The 18,308-nt window shown below is 67.8% G+C and carries 10 protein-coding genes and 1 pseudogene; 3 read left to right on the top strand and 8 right to left on the bottom strand.

The annotated features are described in order from the left end of the window. Positions 1-23: 23 nt before the first annotated feature. From AB8P05_RS21920 to AB8P05_RS21910, 3 genes are all read right to left on the bottom strand, one after another. Positions 24-1,025 (bottom strand): glycosyltransferase family 2 protein, encoded by a 1,002-nt coding sequence (locus AB8P05_RS21920; protein ID WP_472760349.1) that lies wholly within the window; start codon positions 1,023-1,025, stop codon positions 24-26. Positions 1,026-1,113: 88 nt separating this feature from the next. Continuing rightward, the gene (locus AB8P05_RS21915; protein WP_472760348.1) at positions 1,114-2,442 is read right to left on the bottom strand and encodes an O-antigen ligase family protein; all 1,329 of its coding nucleotides are present in this window, start codon (positions 2,440-2,442) and stop codon (positions 1,114-1,116) included. 272 nt (positions 2,443-2,714) lie between these two features. Further along, positions 2,715-4,166, bottom strand: coding sequence for an exopolysaccharide biosynthesis polyprenyl glycosylphosphotransferase (locus AB8P05_RS21910; RefSeq protein ID WP_455174255.1), 1,452 nt, complete (start codon positions 4,164-4,166; stop codon positions 2,715-2,717). An 833-nt stretch (positions 4,167-4,999) separates the two neighbouring features. Here AB8P05_RS21910 and AB8P05_RS21905 point away from each other — a divergent pair. Together AB8P05_RS21905 and AB8P05_RS21900 are read left to right on the top strand one after the other, a co-directional pair. Next, positions 5,000-6,478: a lipopolysaccharide biosynthesis protein gene (locus AB8P05_RS21905; protein WP_472760347.1), complete on the top strand. Its 1,479-nt coding sequence runs from the start codon at positions 5,000-5,002 to the stop codon at positions 6,476-6,478. A 32-nt stretch (positions 6,479-6,510) separates the two neighbouring features. Beyond that, positions 6,511-7,158, top strand: a complete 648-nt coding sequence (locus AB8P05_RS21900; protein WP_472760346.1) for a serine acetyltransferase — start codon at positions 6,511-6,513, stop codon at positions 7,156-7,158. 90 nt (positions 7,159-7,248) lie between these two features. On the opposite strand, the gene AB8P05_RS21895 is transcribed toward AB8P05_RS21900, so the two are convergent. The 5 genes from AB8P05_RS21895 to AB8P05_RS21875 all read right to left on the bottom strand — a co-directional run bounded on the left by AB8P05_RS21895 (position 7,249) and on the right by AB8P05_RS21875 (position 15,697). Beyond that, the gene (locus AB8P05_RS21895) at positions 7,249-9,756 is read right to left on the bottom strand and encodes a cellulase family glycosylhydrolase (protein WP_472760345.1); all 2,508 of its coding nucleotides are present in this window, start codon (positions 9,754-9,756) and stop codon (positions 7,249-7,251) included. A 224-nt stretch (positions 9,757-9,980) separates the two neighbouring features. Next, positions 9,981-10,946, bottom strand: coding sequence for a class I SAM-dependent methyltransferase (locus AB8P05_RS21890; RefSeq protein WP_472760344.1), 966 nt, complete (start codon positions 10,944-10,946; stop codon positions 9,981-9,983). 168 nt (positions 10,947-11,114) lie between these two features. Further along, positions 11,115-12,398 (bottom strand): endo-1,4-beta-xylanase, encoded by a 1,284-nt coding sequence (locus AB8P05_RS21885; protein ID WP_472760343.1) that lies wholly within the window; start codon positions 12,396-12,398, stop codon positions 11,115-11,117. Positions 12,399-12,526: 128 nt separating this feature from the next. After that, the gene (locus AB8P05_RS21880) at positions 12,527-14,788 is read right to left on the bottom strand and encodes a GumC family protein (protein WP_472760342.1); all 2,262 of its coding nucleotides are present in this window, start codon (positions 14,786-14,788) and stop codon (positions 12,527-12,529) included. An 84-nt stretch (positions 14,789-14,872) separates the two neighbouring features. Continuing rightward, positions 14,873-15,697 carry a WecB/TagA/CpsF family glycosyltransferase gene (locus AB8P05_RS21875; RefSeq protein ID WP_472760341.1) on the bottom strand — a complete coding sequence of 275 codons (825 nt, stop codon included), beginning with the start codon at positions 15,695-15,697 and terminating at the stop codon, positions 14,873-14,875. 407 nt (positions 15,698-16,104) lie between these two features. On the opposite strand from AB8P05_RS21875, the pseudogene AB8P05_RS21870 reads away from it, so the two are divergent. Then, positions 16,105-18,102 (top strand): annotated as a pseudogene (locus AB8P05_RS21870) (helicase-related protein); the annotation flags it as partial. Between the last annotated feature and the right edge of the window lie 206 nt (positions 18,103-18,308).

Below are 18,308 nucleotides of genomic sequence, written 5' to 3'. Positions count from 1 at the left end.
GCGTCAGGGTCCTTGTTTCAGGCTCAGGCGGCGTCGGACGCGGAGAACAGGGCTTGGCGCAGCCGGCGTCGCAGTCCGACGGGCATCAGCGAATGCATGGTGAAGGTGGCGAGCGCCATCGGCGTCGGCTGCCCGTCGCGCAAGGCAGAATTCAGGATCCGCCAGCGGGTGCCGGCGGTACGGGCCGCATGCTCGCCGCCGGTGGCCTGGAGGAGGAGGCTGGCATAGGCGCGCGGGGAGAGGTGGTTGCGCATCTCCTCCGCCCATTCCAGCGCATGGTTGATGTTGTGGCAGGTCGACAGCGTGACCCGGTTGTTCTCCTCGGTGTAATGGACGGCCATCACGTCGGGGATGTGGATCAGCGCCACGCCGTCGATCCGGCCGCAGGTGATCAGCCATTCCCAGTCGTCGAAGCGGGACTTGGGGATCGGGTTGCGCAGCAGCAGCGCCTTGGGCGCCAGCAGGGTGGTGGTGGGGGCGAAGGTCTCGCCCTTGAACAGACCGCGGCGGATGAACAGGTAGTCGCCGATGGCGTCGGCCGGCGTCGCCAGCCGGCGCGGCCAGGCGAAGGTGCCGCGGGCGGTCACCACCTGACAGCGGCAGCTGATGATGGGAAGGCGGACGTCGGCCGGCCGGCCCGCCATCTGCAATTCCACCTTCTCCGGCATCCAGTGGTCGTCGTCGTCGAGGAAGGCGATCCAGTCGCCGCGGGCGGCGCGCACACCGATGTTGCGGGCCTCCGCCGCACCGTGGTTCGTCTCCAGCTCCATCACCGTCAGCCGCGGATCGGCCAGCGTCGCCAGATGGGACGCGGTGGCCGGATCGGGGCCGTCGATCACCACGATCACGTCGAGGTCGCGGTAGGTCTGGTCGAGCGCGCTGCGCACCGCCCGCATCACCATGTCCGGTCGGTTGCGCGTGGGGATGACGACGGTGACCTGTTCGTTGGGCGCCGCCTGCTCGCCGGCCTTTCGCTTGCCGGCCGCCGGACGGTTGAAGCTTGCCGGCTCGTTCTTCTGGCTCATGGGTCTGCCTTCGGTCGAAGCAAAATGGGAAAGGTCGCTGGTGACGTGGCCCTGTGAAGGCCGGAGGGGTGAAGGGCCGATGCGGCGGCTAGAGCCCGCGGCTCTGGCCGGCATAGGCCGGACCCATGCCCGCGGAATTCATCCCGGCCGGGGCGTGCCGGCGCAGACGGGCCTGTTCCGCGGCGCGGTCGTTCAGCAGCCGCTGCCAGCGGCTCTGCTGAACCAGACGGACCACGGCGATGGTGGCGATCACCCAGTTCATGGAATGGCGCTCGGCGAAAACGCTCTCAGACACCGACACCGCCAGCAGGGCGCAGCCGACGGCAAAGGCCCAGGCGGCCTCGGCACGGCTGTTGCCGTAGCGGGCGGCGAAGAAGCCCTGGAATAGCAGGCGGCAGAGCAGCGCCAGCACCAGCGCCACGCCGACCAGCCCGAGGTCGAGCGTCAGCTCCAGCCAGCCGCTGTGGGCCGAGGTGATGCCCCAGTCGCGGGTGAAGCTGGAACCGGGGCCGTTGAAGCCGAACCAGTAAGCGGCATAGCCGTAGCCCTGCAGCGGACGCTCGCCGACGGAATGGACGATGTGCTCCCACAGGACGGTGCGTCCGGTCAAAGTGGGGTCGCGGCCGAGCGCGTAGAGCACGTCGTACCAGAAGGTGGCGCCGGCCGTGACCATGATGACGAGCAGGGCCAGCAGCAGCGCCATGGTGGGGGCGAAGTTGCGGATGCTGCCGCGCAGCATGGTGGTGGACAGCAGCGCCACCGACACCAGGATGGAGGTGATCAGGCCGGTGCCCGACCGGCTCATGACGATCAGCAGCATCGCCAGCAGCATCAGCGGCCGGGTGACCCAGCGGCTCTGCTCCTTCTGCCAGTCCAGCCAGACCAGGGCGAGGATCAGCCAGACCATCATGCGGCCGGTCACGTTCTTCTGGAAGAACACGCCCTTCCAGGCGCCGACATGCTGGGCGCTGTCCAGCCCGATCTCCGGCATCGCGAAAATCATGAAGTAGGAGACGAACATCAGCGCCGACAACCCCACCACGATCAGCCGCATGATCTCCGGAAAGCGGAACCGCAGGCCGAGCCAGATGCCGAACACCGTGGTGAACAGGAAGGCGATCGAGCGGCGCAGCGTGACGTCCGGGAACAGCGACCACAATGCGGTCAGGAAGGCGAAGGCGATCATCGCCGTCAGGGCCGGGCTGGCGAAGGGAATCTGGAAGGCGATCGCCGGCCTCAATGCGATGGCGCCAAGCAGCAGGACATAGATGCCGCCGTAGAACATCGTGACTCCGGCGGAATCCAGGTCGCCGGCCAGCGGGTCGCCGCCGGTCAGCATCAGCGGAAGCACCGAGCCCCCGAAGGCGATGATGCCGATGACGGCGATGCTTTTTTCCAGAAAATCGAGGATTTTCATCGGCTTTCCCTTAGGCTGCCGTGCCGCGTTCGGCTTTGCAGCACTGAAGATGCGGTTGACACCCCCCATCTCGTAGCCGGGCGGTGGCATTAGACCGAAGGAGGCCGCGCCCGAAGGGGGTAGCCGGAATCGCGTTTCCCGCTCCCTTTACCGCCCGAAAAAGGGAATGGAGCCTAAGCATTTTCCGGAACGGCAAGGGCTTGGACGAAAAAAGACCCCCGCGCGGGCGGCGCGGGGGTCCGGCTGGCATTCGGTCCGAGACGATGGCGGCGTTACGAACCGTCGCCCTTCAGCACCATCACCGCGGTCTTGCACAGGATGAAGAAGTCGAACAGCAGGCCGCAGTTGCGGACATAGAAGACGTCCATGGCGACCCGCTCCTGGAAGGTGGTGCGGTGGCGGCCGGATACCTGCCAGTAGCCGGTCAGGCCCGGACGGACGGTGCCGATCACCGCGGCGGAGTCACCCACCTCCGGCAGTTCCTTGGGCATGTAGGCGCGCGGGCCGATCAGGCTCATGTCGCCCATCAGGATGTTCCACAGCTGCGGCAGCTCGTCGAGCGAGGTCTTGCGCAGGAAGCGGCCGAGCGGGGTGATGCGCGGATCGACCGTCAGCTTGTGGTAGGTCATGTATTCTTCGCGGGCGACCGGGTCGTTCGCCAGCAGGTGCTGCAGTTGCTCCTCCGCATCGACATGCATGGAGCGGAACTTCAGCAGGTCGAAGGTCTGCTTGCCGCCGGCCCAGCGCTTCTGGCGGAACATCACCGGGCCGGGGCTGTCCAGCTTGATGGCGACGGCGAGGCCCAGCATCAGCGGCGCCACCGCGACCAGCAGGATCGCCGACAGGACGATGTCCATGGCGCGGCGGATGCGCAGGTAGCCGGTCGGCGGACGGACGCTGACGCGCAGGGCCAGCGAGCCGTGCAGGTTGTGATAGGTCGCATCGACGGCGCTGACGTTGCCCTCGCCCAGCACGCAATAGACCTGACGGAAGGGCAGGGTGCGCACGAGGCCGGTCAGGTCGCTGCCGTGGCGTGCCATGTCGGCGACGATGGCGGCGCTGGCCTGGCCGGCGACCGCGGGCGACTTGGCCAGCAGCTCGACCGGGCCCATCACCGGCAGGCCGGCGACGCGGGTCTGCCACAGGCTGTCGTCGTCGTCGACGAAGCCGACCGGACGCATGCCGAGCCACGGCAGGCGCTGCAGCTTCTCGGCGATGGCGGCACCCTGCGGGCCGGCGCCGACGATCATCACCGGCGTGCGCCAGTCCAGCGCGCTGGACAACAGCCCCTGGATCAGCAGCAGGTCGGCCACATAGGTGACGGCGAAGCCGAGCAGCGCGATCGACAGCGCCTCCACGAAGAAGGAGCGGAAGCCTTCCATCACGATGAAGGGCACGGCCAGCACGGCGCAGCACAGGAAGGCCGCCTGGAAGGTCCGCCGCGTCCGTTCCATGTAGTCGAAGCGGCCGAGGGTGTAGATGCCGAACACCGACTTCACCAGCGGCACCAGCATCAGGCCGGTCACCAGCGACCGCTGCCACGCGGCGGCCTCTATCGGGTCGGTCAGCGGATCGGTGCCGAGGAAGTGGTTGAGCGTCCAACCCACCAGGGCGAGAACGAGGCCATCGGAGAGTGCCAGCAACAGCCCGGGGGCGATCGTCGGGAACGTCGCCTTCTTTGCCGAGGTCAGATCGATGACCGCTTCTGGGTCCAGTTTGCTCATCGCAGGTCCCGTGGTTGAAGGGAATGCCAGCCACCGCACGGCCATTCGTGCGGGTGGTCGCTCGTCATCAGCGTCTCTTGGGAAACGGCCCGTCTTTACTTTGCTGCGCCGCGAATTCTGCAGCGGTGCATTTGTGTAAAGATCGCTCTTTCATGATTTTTGTCAGCCGATCCGCGGTTCGTTGAGGACGAATTAGGATGAGGAGGCGCAGGCAGCAACAGTGCATACGGACGTTGATTTCGCGTCCGCGATACCACCGGAGTTTCAAAGGGTGCGGACGCCCGAATATTAATGGGGATACTTTTGGATGCTTCACCCGGCCGGGATAGCGTTTCGGGGTAAGGGCAAGGTGGTGTCGCACCCCCGGCGACACCGGATCTCACCGCGAATTGTGGGTAGCGATGCTCCGGAACCTCCCCCGACCGGTCGGATCGGCGGGGCGCGGAAGGGGACGATCGCCAAACTTGCGGGGAGGGGTGACTTCCCGGTTTTCCCGAAGGAGGCCGGCCGGCAATTCCGAGCGAAGGCGTGGCGCGAACGCACCCTTGCCTGTTGCAGGGCGTAGGAGGCAGCGTGCCAGTCCACCGGAAAGCCTAATCTGAAGGGCCGGTTCCTCTGCCGGTTCCACTTGCCGAAGCCGTGGTGACTAGCACCGAAGAGTGCCGCCGTCGCTTCAAGGCCGAATTGACGCTTTCCGGACCGCCGCCGAGATTTGGCCGGTCCTTTCCCATTTTGCGCCTGCGTAATGCACCGGACGCCGCACCCCCTATCCCGAGCGGGACCGGGGCGGGGCCGGGAAGGGACGGTGGGTAACAGGGGGCGAAGGAAACCGGATGGCTCTCGAAGCTGGTACAATCATCAAGCATGGCTGGATGTTCATGGTGGCGAATGTGGTCAACCGCGCCGCGGGACTGCTTCTGCTGCCGCTCTATGCCAAGGTCCTGTCACCGGCGGAGTTCGGCGTCTATGCCCTGATCAGCGTGGTGGGCGACATCGTCGCCGTTATGCTGATGATCGGAATGATCAACGCCTTCACCGTCGTCTATTTCGAACATCCGGACGACCGCGGCCGGTCCCGCGTGGTCAGCACGACGATGATCGGCCTGTGGGCCGCCTCGCTGGCGCTGCTGGCGGTGGCGCTGCCGGCCGGCTGGGGCGCCAGCGAGCTGCTGTTCGGCAGCAGGGACCAGGGACCGATCATCGCCTTCGCCTTCGCCGGCATCGCCTTCAGCGCGGTGTTCGAATTGGCGCTCGCCTATTACCGCGTCCACAAGCGGTCGGGGACCTGCCTGCTGATCTCCGTCGGCAAGGCGGTCGGGCTGATCGGCCTCAACCTCAGCTTCCTGCTGTGGATGGACCTGGGCGTCACCGGCATCTTCCTTGCCAACGCCATTACCTTCGTCGGGCTGGGCGTCGGGCTGACCGTGGCGATCCTGGCGGCGAACGGCCTCGGTTTCTCCTTCGGGCTGCTGAAGCGGGTGGCGGTGCTTGGCCTGCCTTTCATGCCGCAGACCATGCTGGACATGGGCAACCAGTTCGCCATGCGCTATCTGGTCAATTTGCTGATGGGCGTGGCGGCGGTCGGCGTGCTGTCCTTCGGCCTGCGGCTCGCCACCATGCTCTACATGTTCCTGACCGCCTCCTTCCTGCAGATCTGGTCGGTGAGCCGGATCGAGGCGCAGGACAGCACCGCCGGGCGGGAACAGTCGGAATTCGTCTTCTACCTGTTCGTCGTCCTGCTGTCCGCCGCGGCGCTGGGCATGGCGCTGACCGCGCCGGAGGTGCTGTGGTTGATCGCGTCCAGCGAGTACGACACGGTGCTGCCCTGCATGCCGCTGCTGGTGCTGGCCTATGTGGTGCACGGGGTGCGCATGCATGCCGAGGTCGGGCTGGTGAAGACCAAGAAGGTCGGCGTGCTGCCGGCGATCTCGCTGGGCGGGCTGGCGGTCGGCACGCTCATCATGGCGGTAACGCTGGGGCCGCTCGGCCTGATGGGCGGGGCAATCGGCGTGCTGGGTCGCGAACTGGTGATGCTCGTCGCCACCGAAGTGCTGTGCCGCCGCCTCAGCCCCAAGGAGCCGCCGCTCGGCGTGCTGCGCATCCTGGGCATCCTGGCGCCCGGCGCCGTCGCCTATCTGGCCGGGCTGGCCCTGTTCGGGTTCGAGGTGAACCCGACCTATACCGCCGCCAAGGTCGGACTGACCATGCTGTTCGCCATCGTCGTCCTGTTCGGGCCGAGCTTCGGCAAGGCCGACCGCGCGATGCTGTTCCGCATGGCCGGCCGATTTCTCCGCCGTCCGCAGACGGCGTGACAACCCTTGAAAACCGGGAGGATCACACCGCGATGCAGGACGCTCCCCGCTACACCTATCGGCAGACCGTCGCGGCGGATGCCGTCCGCTACGGCGGCGGCTCCGGCCTTGGGGCGGTGCTGAAACTGCTGGCCGGCAACCGCATGTTCCGGGTGACCTTCACCCTGCGCAGCTGCCAGGCGGCGAACCGGATGGGCGGGCCGCTGCGCAAGCCGCTGCTGGCCGCCTGCCGGCTGCTGCACCGCTGGACCCAGCATTCCGCCGCCATGGACCTGCCGTGGGAGACCGAGGTAGGGCCCGGCCTGCGCATCCTGCACGGCTGGGGGCTGGTGGTGAACGCCAACGCCCGCATCGGTGCCAACGTCACCCTGTTCCACGGCGTCACGCTGGGCCAGAAGGACGACCTGCTTCCCACCGGCCGGGTCACCCATTATCCGGCGCTGGGCGACGGCGTCTGGGTCGGGCCGCATGCGGTGGTGATCGGTGTGTCCATCGGCGACGAGTGCATCGTCGCCGCCTCCTCCGTCGTCACCAAGCCGATGCCGCGGCGCACCGTCGTCGCCGGCAATCCCGGCAAGGCGGTGGCCGAGGTCACCATCCCCGACATCCCGCATCCGGCGCCGGTCGGCGGCCCGTCCGCCATGGCGGCGACCGCCGCCGCCACGCCGGTTCCTGGCTGAAGCGTCGTCAGATTTCAGGAACGGAAAAAGGGCCGGCAGCGTGGCTGCCGGCCCTTTTCCGTGACGTCCGATGTCCGGACTGACCGATCCTTAGGCGGCGTGCGCCATCGGGTCGTGCCACTCCATGCCATTGTAGCCGGTGTCGTAGGCGGCATGCGACAGGTCGGTGGCCGCGCTGTCGATGCTGGCGACCGACGCGGTCGGCAGGTCGGCGGCGGTGCTGCTCGCGGTGGTCAGCGAGTGGGCCAGCAGGTCGGCCGAGTCGAGCGACGCGGCGGCGGCCTTGGCGGCGGCCGAGGTGATCGTGCCGGTGCCGGTGGCGTCGGCGATGGTCGCGGCGGTCGAGTTGGAGATCTTCAGGCTGAAGGTCTCGTTGCCTTCCGTCACGCTGTCGCTCAGCACCTTGACCGTGACGGTCTTGGTGGTCTCGCCGGCGGCGAAGGTCAGCTTGCCGCTGGTGGCGGTGTAGTCCGAACCGGCCTTGGCCGTGCCGTCGACCGTGGCGTAATCCACCGTGACCGGGGTGCTGGAGGCCGCCGACAGCTTCACCGTGAAGGTGGCGTTGGCGGTGTTCGGGGTGCTGGTGCCGCCGGCGGTATCGAAGATCGAGCCTTCCATGGCCGGCTTGATCAGGTTGATCTTGGACTGGTTGATGGTCTTGTAGTCGTCCATCAGGATGCCGCCCACGTCACCCGATTCCGGCGTCCAGGCCCAGAAGGTCCAGCTCATGCCCTTGTCGCCGGCGGCGATGTCGCTCTTGCCGTCCAGGTTCCAGTCGCCGTTCAGGTACTTGCCCATGGTCCGGGCCCAGGTCTGTTCGGCCGAGCTGTTGAACAGGCCACCCCATTCGCCGAGCAGGATCGGCGCGGTGTCGTTCTTGTACAGGTAGCCCCACATCTTGTCGTACTGGGCCGGCAGGTTGTTCGGATAGGCCGGGTCGTTCAGCCAGCTGAAGTTGCCGACGCTGTGGCCGTAGGCATGCGGCGAGTAGACGAGCTTGTTGGGGGTGTCGAACACGATCGGGCGGGACTGCGCGCCGGCCAGCGTGCTGCTCCACTCCGTGCCTTCGACGAACAGCAGCCAGTCCTTGTTCACGGTCTGGATGGCGTTGCCGATGCGCTCGGCGGCCGAGGCCCAGTCGGTGGCGGCGCTGCCGCCCCAGGTGGCCGTGACGCTCGGCTCGTTGTGCAGGTCGGCGCCGATGACGGTCTCATTGCCGGCATAATGCTTGGCCAGCATCTTCCAGTTTTCGATGACCTTCGATTCCGGGAAGCGGCTGGTGTACCACAGCCCGTGCTCGTTGGTGCCGGCGCCGCCGTCGTTGCGGTGATGGTCGAGGATCACCTTCATGCCGAGCTTGCCGGCATGGTCGATGACCTTGTCATAGACCTGCAGACGGGTCAGGCCGACGAGGTCCGGGTTCTTCGAATAGTCGATGCCGTTGGTCACCGCCGAGCTGGTGAACATCTCGTCCGACATGGTCAGGCGGATGGTGTTGAAGCCGACCGACTTCATCTTCTCCAGGTGGCCCTGGTAGCTGTCGGCCCACAGGCCGGCGGGCACGTAGTTGTAGCCCTCGCCGCCGAACCAGTTGATGCCGGTGAGGCGAACGGTGTTGCCGGCCTCGTCGACGATCTGGTTGCCCTTGGTGCTCAGGAAGCCCTGGATGCCGCCCGAGGTGGTGCTGCCGGTGGGCTCGGCCACCGACACGTCGCTGACCGACAGGCTCGGCTGCGACGGGTTGGACGGGGTCGGCGTGGTGGTGCCGCCGAACCAGGACTTGTCGGCCTTCACCTCCATCGTGCCGTTCCACCACATCGCCTTCTGGCCGGCGACGACGTCCTTGCCGTCCAGGGCACCCTTGTCGATCGACACGATGCTGTCGGTCGGGGCGACGGCGTGGCCGCCGATGGTGATCTTGTTGATGTACAGGTTGCGGTCGGCACCGTTGACGACGGCGTCGTTGTCGTACTGGATCTGGACCTTGTGGGCCACGTCGGCGCTGACGTTGGCGTTGAAGGTGAAGTCCTTCGCGGCAGTGCCCGCGGTGGCCTCGCCGATCACCTTGCCGTCGACGAGGACCTTGAAGTGGGCGTTCACGCCGCCGGCCGCATTGCCGTAGGCGTTCACGACGATCGGCGTGCCGCCGGTGGTGGGCGTGGTCGGGGTGGTGGGGGTCGTCGGGGTCCCGGCGGCGCCGGCGAACACGTCCTTGGACATGTTGAAGTCGAGCGAGCCGCTCCAGGACAGGACTTCGCGGCCAGACAGCGTGCCCTGGCCGTCGGCAACGTAGGAGACCGTCGAGCTGTTGGAAGCGATGGTCTTGCCGTTGACTTCAATCGACTTGACGATCAGGTCGCGGTACATGCCGGCCTTGTCGGTCGACAGCCAGTCGTTGTCATACACGACCTGAACCTTGTGCGCGGCGTCGGGCGCCACCTTGGTGGTGAAGCTGTACTTGCCGGCGCTGGTGGAATTGACCGTCGCCTGGCCGACGGAGACGCCGTCGACGAGGAACTTGAAGTGCGGCCAGACTCCTCCGGCAGCCACACCCGAGGCATTGACGACGAAGGTCATATCGACGGGGCTCGTTGCCATTGGAAGTAATCCTTCTTTTCCGTGTTTTCGCTGGAGCCCAGACTGGCCGGAAAAGGTTAACGAGCTATTTCAAATTTTAGGGAAATGCGGCTCTAATGCCACTGTCTCCTGTGAAAAGAAAGGGACACGAAAAACCCCTTTGCCGATGCATCGCTGCAACAAAGGGGTAGATCGTGTCCCTAAATACCTGATTGCTATTGTTTTTCCAGGCGCGCGATTAGGTGTTAACGGGGCTTGTGGGCGACCACGAACACCTCGGGACGGAACATGAAGAGCTGTCCAACCCTTCCGAGCTTGCGATTAAGGGTTAATGGCAGCCGTCCCAAAAATGCCTCGACCAGCCGCACATAGCCGAAATAGGCGCGGCTGGCGAAATGCAGGTTCAGCCGGCGGCGCACCGCCATCGGCACGACATAGACCGCCTCAACGCGGTCGAAGCCGGCCTCGCGCAGCATCGCCGCCGTCTCGTCCCAGCGGTATTCGCGCAGATGCATGCAGACCGGCTCGTGCAAACCGAACACCTCCGACAGGTCGGCCGGACCGGTGTATTTGTGCGGCATGCTCAGGACGTATTTTCCGCCCGGCTTCAGGATGGTCCGGACATTCGCCATGTGGGTGACGACGTCCTCGGGGTGCATGTGTTCGACCACATGGGTGGAGATCACGCTGTCATAGCGGTCGGCCGGCTCGAAGCGGGCCAGATGGACGCCGTCGCTGTTCTTCCAGGTGATGTTGGAATCCTGCTCGATCCAGCTGGCGCCGCGCTCGCGCGTCACCTCGGTCGCGACGCAGCGGTAGCCGTGGCGGGCGAGATAGCGCAACAGCCGAGCCTTGCCCGAGCCCACCTCGTAGACATCCTGCGGCCCGCCCAGCAGGGTCAGGAAGTGGCGGAAGTCCAGGTCGTCGTCGCGGGTGGTGGCGTCGGTCTCCGCCTCGTTCAGCCAGGGGCAGCTGCTGTAGAGCGTGGTGTAGGCCTGCTCGAACGCATCCCAGCGCTCCTCCGGCTTGGTCGCCAGCAGCTCGCGGGCAAGGCGCCGTTCGAGGTCCCAGTGCCTCTGGACCATCTCCGCCGTCAGCGGATAGGAGGGCGAGAGGTGGAACTTCCGCCGGTAGCGCTCGACGAGGGCGTCTCCGCCGGCTTGGTCGGCGGGCAGGTGATCCATCGGCAATGTGTCGGCTGTGTTCTGCACGATCGACCTCTCCATTCAGGGGGTGCCGGACGCTTTGAGGGACTCTAAACGGGAGCGCTGGCGGATGCGCGTGAGCGAAGGGCCAGGGGCGCGGACCTATCGGAGGGGGTGCGGGCCGACAAGGGCTTACCCCCGACGTGCGCCGCGCAATGTCCGGGCCGCGACGCGTCAGCCCGACCGGGCCTTGCCGGTCCGCGCCTTGTCCTGCAGCGTGTCCACCACCGCCGCGTAGAGGGGCAGCGGCCGGGAATTGGTGTCATAGGGGGAGGGGTGGGGCTTCAACCACGCATGCTCCCTGGCGATGAAGTTCAGGTCGGAGCGCAGGTGCCACCAGCACAGCTCCTCCAGCCGCGAATTGTCCAGCACGTCGGCCAGATAGTTGCGGGCCAGCAGGGCGAGGCTGCGGTCCTTCTCGGCCCGCGACCAGGAGCCCGGCAGGCGCGTCTCATCCACGTCCATCTCCGTCAGATGGACCGACAGCCCCAGCCGGTCGACCGCCCGCAGGAACTTGCGCATGCCGGCGCTGTCATAGGGCTTGCCGCCGATCAGGTGGCTCTGCAGCCCGATGCCGTGAATCGGCACGCCGCGCTTCACCGCCCCGGTCAGCCAGTCCAGCAGATAGGCGCGCTTGCGCTGCTGCCACCCCTCGTCGATCTCGATGCCGAACTCGTTCAGCACCAGCTTCGCCTTGGGGAAGGCCTTGTGCACATGGTGGAAGAAGGGGTCGAGCCATTCCGGCCCCTTCTCCGCGCCGCCGGCCGCCACCCACCACATGCCGCGGCGGAAGCCGTAGCGGTCCTGCTGGCGCGGGTGGCTCTCCACCGTCTCCCAGAAGAAGACCTCGTTGGCGACGTCGATGCGGTAGAAGATGTCGCCGTAGCGCTGGCGGACCGCCTCCACCACGCCGGTGAAGCGGGGCCAGACATTCTCCTCGCTCAGCGTGCCTTCGGGCGAGAAATAGGCGCTTTCCGAAATGCCCAGCTCCGCCTGCCGGGCTACCGGAAGCTTCATGTAGGGCGGCATGCCCATATGCTGCCAGATGATCGTGTGCCAGTTCGGCGTTGCGCCGATGGAGCGCGCCAGCTCCACCGCCGCGTCGAAGCGGCGCCAGTCGTAATTGCCTTCGGTGTGCTGGAAGACGCCCCATTTGCCGCCATTCTCCGGGGTGACGACGTCGCATTCCCGCGCCATCAGCCGGTCCAGCATCGGGTCTTCCGGGTCGATGTAGTGGTCGCGCGCCGCGCCATGGCGGATGCCCAGCGCCCGGCAGGCGTCGCGCAGAGTCACCGCAGGCTCCGCAGCCCCGGCGGCTTGGGAGGCGGCGGCTTCGGCCGGTGCCGGTCCCGTGGCGCCGCGGCAGCTGGCCAGCACGGCGCCGGCGGCGGCGGTCCACAGCAGCTCGCGCCGGGAGGGGCGCCATTTGGGAAGGCCGGGCTTGGGAAGCGTGATCATGGGGAGGGGCTTCTCCTCTGGTCGCGGTAGCCGGTCATGAAGAGGCCCCTCCCTCCGGGCGCCGCAGCGTCCGGAGGAAAAGGGCCTCGGGGTCGAAGGAGCTTCAGGTCGCCCGGTGCTCGGGCCGCTTACGGGGCGGTCCGCAGGGTGGTGTCGCCGTAGTATTTCCGGGTCGCCATGTAGCTGTTGTAGGGACCCTGGTAGCCGCGCGACGCCGCCTTCTTCAGGTTCACGTCGGTCATCACCGCGACGAACTTGCTGTGGTCGATCGGACCCAGGTCGGCGACCGCCTGCAGGTCGCTGGCCGTAGTGTGGCCCCAGCGGCTGACGAACAGCACCTTGGAGGCGGCGCCGCAGACGATGCGGGCATCCGACACGGCCAGCGCCGGGGCGGTGTCGAACACCACCAGGTCGAAGTGCGGGGACAGGCCGGCCATCAGGTGGATCAGGCCATCGACGTTGAAGCGGTCCAGCGTCTCCGGCATCAGGCGACCGGCCGGGATCATGGCATAGGGCGCCTCGTCGCTGCTGTGCACGATCTCGTCGAGCGTGGCGGTGCCGGCGATCCAGTCCGACAGGCCCTTCTTGGCCGACAGGTTGAACAGGCCGTCGATGCGCGAGCGGCGGAAGTCGGTGTCGACCACCACCACCCGGCGGCCGGCTTGCGCTGCGACCTGGGCGACGGCGAGGCTCATCGAGGTCTTGCCGTCCTGCGGGCGGGCCGAGGTGACGGCGATGGAGCCGACCGGACCCAGATCCGACAGGTGGTTGCGGAACAGGGCGCGCATCGATTCCGAGAACAGCGAGAAGGGATGGTTCTGGAAGATCTGGTCCAGCCGGCCGCGGGTGCCGCGGGTGGAGTGGTGCGGAACGATGTGGACCGTGCCCACGCCCAGGATGCGGCGGACGGCGTCCGGGGTGCGGATGCGGCGCTGGAACAGCTCGATGCCGAAGACGATGAAGATGGCAACCGCGAGCGAGGCGACGAAGCCGGCCAGCAGCAGGAGCATGCGGAACGGACCCGACGGCTCATGCGGGACCTGCGGCGCCGACACCAGCTTGACGGCGGTCGGGAAGGCACGGTTGTCCTGCTGGGCCTGCACCTCTTCCAGACGGCCGAGCAGGCTGTCCAGCAGCTGGCGCTTGGCCTGGGCCTCGGCCTCCAGCGTGCGCAGCGGCACGGCTTCCTCAGCCATGGTCTGGTAGCCGGATTCGAGCTTGGCGATCATGCCCTTCAGGGCGTTTTCCTGCTCGATGGCGACGTTGGCCGCCTCGCGGACGCCGGCGATCTCGTGGCGGACCTCCTGCTGCAGCGAGGAGTTGGCCTCGTTCAGGCGGGCCTGCAGTTCCTGGATGCGCGGGTGCTTCGGACCATACTGGCGCGACAGCTGGGCCAGCTCGGTCGAGATCGAGGCGACGGTGGCGCGCAGCTGCGCCACGACCGGGGAGGCGAGGCTGCCGCCGTTGCCGGCGCTGCGTTCCAGGGTCTGGGCCTGGGCGACGGCGCGGGCGCGGAGCGCCGTGGCCTCGGCAAGGCGCAGGCGGGCCTGTTCCAGCTCGGTGGTGGCCATCAGGCCGTTGTTGCCGTTCTTGACCAGACCGGCCTTGAAGCGGACGGCGTCGACCTTGGTGTCGGCCTCGGCCACTTCCTTGCGCAGGGTGGCGATGCGGTCTTCCAGCCAGGCGACGGCGCTGGTGGACAGGTCGCGGTCCATCTGCTGGCGGGTTTCCATGTAGCGGCGGACAACCGTGTCCACCACCTTCTGGGCTATCTCCGGATCGCGGGCGGTGTAGCGGACCTGGATCACGCGCGACCGGCCGACCACGGCGACTTCAAGGTTGCGGCGGACGCGGTCCAGGACGCCGTCGATGCTGTCGGCGGCGCGGGTCTCGCGCAGCTGGGTGTCCTTGGTCATGTCGTCGCCGTGGGCCAGCACCGCCTGGACGACGCCCGGCAGCTCGGGACCGAACACGGCATGGGCCTGCTCGCGCGTCCAGGCGGTGGCGCGTTCGACGAAGGGCTTCGTCTCGTCGGCCTGGACCGGCGGATTGAACTCCATGTTCGACGCCAGCTTCAGGTCGGCGACGGCCTGGCTCAGCACGGCGGTGGATTTCAGGATTTCGATCTCGCTGAGGATCGCGCCGTCCTCCGGCGTGATGGCGTTCAGCGCCTGGTCTTCCGCCCGGACGACGCGGACCTGACGGTTGTCGACCAGCAGAAGGGCTTCGGAGGTGTATTTGTCCTTCATCAGCGAGACGGCGAAGGCCGACAGCGCCGTCAGCGCCAGCACGATGACGACGATCAGCGTCTTGTGCGCCGCCAGCACCCGCAGGATGAAGCGGAAGTCGGGGCCCATGGCCGGAGCGGGGCCGTCGAACTCGCGCGGCATGTGGTGGCCGACCTGCGTGGGCCATGCCGGAGCCGGCGGGCCCCCGTGGCCACCGTTATTGATCTGGGGAAGGTTTTCCACGTCTCAAAGCTCCTTCTGGATGGGCGACCGCCGGATCGGTGACGGAGGGATCCGGGTGGATGCGGGCGCTGCGGCGCCCGTTTCGCGGGTGCGGAGGGATGCGGCACGACGAAGGCGAAGGGTGCTCCAGCCGAAGCCGAAGGCACCGATGCAATAGCGGCGGAACAGGCGGCGCGGCTCCTGCGCCAGCCGGAAGGCCCATTCCAGGCCGGAGCGCTGGACCGCCTCCGGGGCGCGCTTGAAGCGGCCGGCCAGGAAATCGACGATGGCGCCGCCGTTGACGATCAGCACCGGGTGGTCGAGCGCGCGCTTCAGCTCCGCCGCGACCTGCTCCTGCTTGGGCATGCCCATGGCGAGCAGGATCACGTCGGGGCGGGTTTCCCGCGCCTGGGCGATGTAATGCTCCACCGGGTGGAAGCCGTGCTGCAGGTCGGCGTAGCGGTGCGGCGTCGCCCCCTCCAGCACGAGGCGGGCGCGGTCCAGCCACGGGGTGGCGGTGCCGTAGATGGCGACGCTGCGGGCGGACAGCGATTTCAGCAGCAGCGGGATGAAATCGGTGCCGTTCATGTTCAGGCCGGCCGGCATGCCCAGCACGGGCAGGACCGCCTGCAGCCCGATCCCGTCGCGCAGCAGGACGTCCGAGGCGCCGAAGGCGGCCAGCGCCTCGTCCGACCCCATGCAGACGTTCAGCCCGTGCGCGTTCAGGAAGGACAGCACCGTCGGACGGTCCACCGCGCCCAGCCGATCGACCAGGGCCCGGCGCTCGCCGTCGTTCGAAATGCACCGCATGCGCTCGATCAGTTCCAGGACCTCACGAGGGTTCGGCATGCGCATCTCCCAAAAAATTAATCAGAGCAAGGCGTTGGCCGTTTTCGACAGGTTCGGCGGCCGATGCGGCCTGATCCGTCCGCCGGGCGGCGGCGGCTAACCCGTTGGGGGCGGACCACCAAACCTGCGTGGCTCTATGTGGCCGGTGCTCCCCCTTTTCGCACGGGCGAGATCGGCGAAACGGCGACGGATTCGAATTAGCCCGGGCTTGCTCCCATCGGGGGATTCGGCTTGCCGAATCGACCGGTCAGACCCATAAAGTGAGACCCCGGCCATAAAGAGAGACCCCGGGGCCCTATGGCTGTTGTCTGAGGGCAAGCCATATCGGCCCGTCCGGACTGGCCGCCCGGCCGATGCGACCGGCCAAGGCGCTTGCATGACCGGGGCAATTCCAAGAAAAGACGATCATGACCGACGACACTTCCGACAACACCCGCCCGGGCCGCACCCCCGGCACCGCCGATGAATTCGACCGCCGCGACGCCCTGCGCGCGGTGGCCGCCGTTGTGCGCGGCGACGGGATCGAGGTGGATGCGGACAGCACCCCGGCGCGCTGGTCGGTCGCGGTCAACCACATCGTCCAGATCCCCGGCACCGACCGGAAGCTGAAGCTGCGCTTCAAGGTGGCGCTCGGCCCCCTGCCGGATATCGAGGCCGACCTGTGGGGCCTGCTGACCACCGACGAGGGGTTCGGCCGTCCGCAGGCCAAGGCGCTGGGCAAGCGGGTCAAGGGCGCCTGCCTGTCCGCTCCCGCCATCGCCAAGGCGAAGGACCGCGTCGACGGATGGTTCGCGTCGATGGAACAGCGGGCAGCGGGCTTCGGCGAGTCCTGGCGGCCGAAGGGCTTCGCCGACGAGCTGGGCCGCGTCGTCGGCTTCGGCGGCCGCATCCCGCGCCTGCAGACCCTGCTCGACGCGATGGAGGAGGCCTTCTCCACCGCAGCATCCCGCGCCGGCCTGAAGGTGCGGCGGGAGAGGCTGGAGAACGCCTCCGGCATGGGCGTCTATCTGGACAGCTTCACCACCGCCCGCGCGATGATCCGCAAGCTGCGGCTGTTCGTCGGCCCGACCAATTCGGGCAAGACCCACGCGGCGATGGACCGGCTGGCCGAGGCGGAGAGCGGCTGCTATCTCGCCCCCCTGCGCCTGCTGGCGCTGGAAGGGCAGGAGGCGCTGGAGACGCGCGGCCGGCCCTGCAGCCTCGTCACCGGCGAGGAGCGCGACGTGCGGCCGGGGGCGGCCTTCACTTCCTCCACCATCGAGATGGTGAACACCAGCAAGGTGTGGGGCGCCTGCGTCATCGACGAGATCCAGATGATCGGCGACCCCGACCGCGGCTGGGCCTGGACCCAGGCGGTGGCCGGCGTCGCGGCACCGGAAATCCTGATGACCGGTTCCGCCGACGCCATCCCCTACGTCAAGCGTCTGGCCGACGCGATGGGTGAGGAGCTGGAGGTCATCGAGTTCACACGCAAGTCGCCGCTGCGCGTCCAGGAGGAGCGGGTCAAGCTGACGGAGGTGAAGTCCGGCGATGCGCTGATCGCCTTCTCGCGCAAGGACGTCATGGCTCTGCGCCACGACCTGCTGGGCCGCAACCACAATGTCGCGGTGATCTACGGCGCCCTGTCGCCGGAGGTCCGCCGGGCCGAGGCGCGCCGCTTCCGCGAGGGCACCGCCGACGTGCTGGTGGCGACCGACGCCATCGGCATGGGTCTGAACCTGCCGGTCGCCCGCGTCGTGCTGTCCACCACCCGCAAATATGACGGGCGGGAGGAGCGCGAGCTGACCGCGTCGGAGATCCGCCAGATCGGCGGGCGTGCCGGCCGCTTCGGCATGCATGAGGAAGGCCGCGTCGCCGTTCTGGACGGCGAGAACATCAACCCGGTGCGCCGGGCACTGACCTCGCCGCCGGTGCCGCCGGAAGACCCGCGCTCGTGGATTTCGCCCAACCTCAGCCATGTCGAGGCCATCGCGCAGGAGCTGGACACCGACAGCCTCGCCAAGGTGCTGCGCACCGCGGGTCAGGAGCTGCTGCGCGCCAACCAGACCTTCCGCATGACCGACCTGGAGCAGCGCATCCAGGCGGCATCGGCGGTGGACCGCGCCAAGCTGCCGCTGGCCGTCCGCGACATGCTGGCCCGCTGCCCGATCGACACCCGCGACCAGAACAACCTGCGCCTGCTGGGCGGCTGGGCGATCAACCAGGGCAAGGGCATCCCCAACGCCGCCCCCGACGCGGCCGAGCGGTTCCGCCACCATGTCGGCACGGATGTGGAACTGGAGAAGGCCGAGCGGGCGGTGAAGGAACTGACGGCCTACGCGTGGCTGGCCTACCGCTTCCCCGACGCCTATCCCGAGATGGATCTGTGCCAGGAGCGGCGGGCGCACCTGAACGCCTTCATCGAGCGGACGCTCGCCGAGCGCTCGCTCGCCCGCGCCTGTCCGGTCTGCGGCACGCGGCTGAAGGCCAACCACCGCTTCCGCGTCTGCGACAACTGCTACAGCAGCCGCGTCGAGGAACGCCGCGGCGGCCGTCGCGGCGGGCCGGAGCGCGGCAACGGCGAGAAGGCCCCGGGCTACCAGCACCACTTCCACCATCCGGTGAAGGAGGG

The sequence above is a fragment of the Azospirillum sp. VT-I1 genome, from assembly GCF_055698305.1.
The sequence above is the reverse complement of the archived record's forward strand: the minus strand, read 5'-3'. Positions and strand labels throughout refer to the sequence as shown.

Bases quoted from the DNA above. Each gene is read 5' to 3' on its own strand.
- AB8P05_RS21910 (WP_455174255.1), bottom strand. From the start codon at position 4,166: ATGAGCAAACTGGACCCAGAAGCGGTCATCGATCTGACCTCGGCAAAG.
- AB8P05_RS21900 (WP_472760346.1), top strand. From the start codon at position 6,511: ATGCAGGACGCTCCCCGCTACACCTATCGGCAGACCGTCGCGGCGGAT.
- AB8P05_RS21895 (WP_472760345.1), bottom strand. From the start codon at position 9,756: ATGGCAACGAGCCCCGTCGATATGACCTTCGTCGTCAATGCCTCGGGT.
- AB8P05_RS21875 (WP_472760341.1), bottom strand. From the start codon at position 15,697: ATGCCGAACCCTCGTGAGGTCCTGGAACTGATCGAGCGCATGCGGTGC.
- AB8P05_RS21905 (WP_472760347.1), top strand. From the start codon at position 5,000: ATGGCTCTCGAAGCTGGTACAATCATCAAGCATGGCTGGATGTTCATG.
- AB8P05_RS21885 (WP_472760343.1), bottom strand. From the start codon at position 12,398: ATGATCACGCTTCCCAAGCCCGGCCTTCCCAAATGGCGCCCCTCCCGG.
- AB8P05_RS21880 (WP_472760342.1), bottom strand. From the start codon at position 14,788: ATGCCGCGCGAGTTCGACGGCCCCGCTCCGGCCATGGGCCCCGACTTC.
- AB8P05_RS21915 (WP_472760348.1), bottom strand. From the start codon at position 2,442: ATGAAAATCCTCGATTTTCTGGAAAAAAGCATCGCCGTCATCGGCATC.
- AB8P05_RS21920 (WP_472760349.1), bottom strand. From the start codon at position 1,025: ATGAGCCAGAAGAACGAGCCGGCAAGCTTCAACCGTCCGGCGGCCGGC.